Source organism: Vibrio sp. 1159, from assembly GCF_033340395.1.
Classification (GTDB): domain Bacteria; phylum Pseudomonadota; class Gammaproteobacteria; order Enterobacterales; family Vibrionaceae; genus Vibrio; species Vibrio alginolyticus.
The window spans coordinates 1-2,412 of the sequence record NZ_JAWOWL010000077.1 but is presented as its reverse complement, the minus strand read 5'-3'; the positions used below and the strand labels follow the sequence as shown (position 1 = coordinate 2,412).

Here is a 2,412-nt window from a genome sequence, read left to right as displayed (position 1 = left end):
AGATGGCTGCTAAGCTCGATTCCTGAGTTATTGTACTTTTAATATCTGGTTAATTTTTTGATCTACTCGAAATTGCTGACTACAGTTGTTATTAGGTAGCTCGCCTCAACGAGCCGTAATCAATGCGAAGGGAGTCGCCTGATGAGCACTACTTCCCTGCAGTATAGTGCTTATTCTTTCTCTGTTTTTGCAACACAGTGTTTTAACTGTATCTCCAGCTCTACAATCTCAACCATCTTCTGCTTAACGGTTAAGGCAGTATTAATTTGAGCTTGATGACATGCTTTGATGTGCTGGTTTAATTCATTCAGTCCTTTTGTCATTACTTCAATGGTTTGCTTGTTCTGCTCAGTGATGGTCAGTCGCTGAAACTTGGCTTTGCCTAACAGTAATAGTAGCTTGTTAAGTTGAGAAAGTGGCTTTTGAGTAGCGGTTAACCTTTGCTTCGCTCGGTCAAAATCTTGTAGTAAAGCTGTTTTGACTTGTGTTGAAAGAGCGATGTCTTTTAGTTGCAATTTGGCGATGTTAATTACAGATAACGCTTCCTCTTGCGCTTTGGTTAATGGCTTAGTTGTAAACTGAGCCATTGTCTTTTCAAATCTCACTTGATTGCTCACGGCAATCCGTCTTTTCGATTTTGCACTGCTTGATTGAGCCAATGACTTTAGCTTCGCCTTATGCTCCTGTATAAACTCTTCATCATCACCTAATTGTTCGATCTTTGGCTGTGCTATCTCGAAGTCAAACACCAGTAGCAGCACTTGCAAAATATGCAGATACGTAGGTAAAAACTGGCGGTTCTTAATGGTGAGTTGTTCTGCTGCTGCAATTTTATCTTCAATGCTCTGATACTGGCTTATGTCAAAATCAATAGGATTTGTATCAGGCAGGTGTACTCGTAACAGTGTATCTAAATCCAGCAATTGCTGTGCGTTTCGTTTAAACAGCGCTGATTGGTTGTTGTGAAGCGTTAAATCATCGCTCTGAATCGTTAACACTTCGCCATTGAATATTGCATTGATTAGCTGGGTTTTGTGCTTAAATCCGCATTGTTGCGTCAATTCTGACAGGTATTGTTCGACCTCCTGATTCGTTGAATAGTGAAAGAATTTATTGCTCATTAATTCTCCCCAATCGAGTTTTTAAAAGTTATCAGTTTTGATAACGATTCTTTTGAGTGGGGCGTGAAAGTGATGGGGTTATTTGTCCACTTCGGGGCTATTGAGAGAAGAATAATTTCTGGGTTTGAGTGTCTGATAGAACGGTTTAACAGTGTATTTGTGTGTTTGATTTGTGTCGTCATAGCGTCTCCTTTTCCAGTGCTTATCTCTATGTTGTATCGCACTTTTCAGATATTGCAATAGCACTTCATTAAACGACTGGTAAGAAGTCAACGGTGACCGTTGATTAGGTTTCATACGATACACCCACGCAGTGGTGGGAGTATAAACCCTTGTCTTGCAATGGCTTTTGGTCTTTTGATTTGAATGTTCTGTGATTTAAGCGGTTTCAGATACTCCCTTTTTAGATGGTAGGGAGTTTTGCCAGCTCACCAGTTTCATAACGTGTTGTTGGTCGATGGTCTACAGGTGGACAGTTAAGATGATATTCAGTTGAGTTGTCTTGGGGAGAAGATTGGACAATTGATTATCGATTTATGATAATCCGTGCCCCTTTTTACCAGCCAGAGAAAAATTATGTCTACCCCTACCATTTTTGATAAGAAATTGATTATTGAGTCCATCAAGGCAGAGCTTGAACCAACTCGTCATGATCGTTTCGCAACGCCTGATATGTCTTGGATAGTAGCGATGGTTAAGGATGAGTTGTTTGAGCAAACCCTTGTTCATACTCGTGGAAATCAAGCAAAAGCATCGAGACTATTGGGAATGAACCGTGGCACTTACCGTTCAAAGATAAACGCTATTCGTGAGCGCAACGGTTGGAACGATTAACACATTTCTCTTTCTCTTGTCTTATCACTCAAAATTAGCTCGTATTGCCACGATCTTGATTTGAAGGTGTATTGGTTTACCAAACAAGAGAAACGGGCTAAAAACCGAAATTAACACTGCTTGATATGCACTTTCGTAGTTCTTTGGGTGTGCACTACTCTTTATTTACCCTAAATCTTGTCAATCATTCTTACCTCCAGAGCAAATCAGCCCCTTTGGGGCATGTTCTGAGTTTGTTAGGCTTGGCAGTGGTGTATCTCTTTGCAATTATTTGGTTTTACCAGAATGGCGAACTTGTTCGCAGAGTTTGGATGGCGATGAACGGTCAACTCTTGTACTGTTCTTCAAGACAAAAGACGAATGAAAAGGGCCGTTTTTTTAAGTGTGGCGAGTCGGCTGGCTGGTCAGCGACTTTATATTAAAAAAGAAATTATATTAAGATTATTAAATATATTAA

At 40.1% G+C, this 2,412-nt stretch carries 2 protein-coding genes; one reads left to right on the top strand and one right to left on the bottom strand.

Features of this window, described 5'->3' with window-relative positions:
- Nucleotides 1–170: 170 nt before the first annotated feature.
- Nucleotides 171–1,121 (bottom strand): hypothetical protein, encoded by a 951-nt coding sequence (locus R7127_RS25940; RefSeq protein ID WP_253658260.1) that lies wholly within the window; start codon nucleotides 1,119–1,121, stop codon nucleotides 171–173.
- A gap of 576 nt (nucleotides 1,122–1,697) precedes the next feature.
- Between R7127_RS25940 and R7127_RS25935 the strand changes: the two genes are divergently transcribed.
- On the top strand, nucleotides 1,698–1,955 hold the full coding sequence (locus tag R7127_RS25935) for a helix-turn-helix domain-containing protein (protein ID WP_152914265.1): 258 nt from the start codon (nucleotides 1,698–1,700) through the stop codon (nucleotides 1,953–1,955).
- The last annotated feature ends 457 nt before the right edge of the window (nucleotides 1,956–2,412 follow it).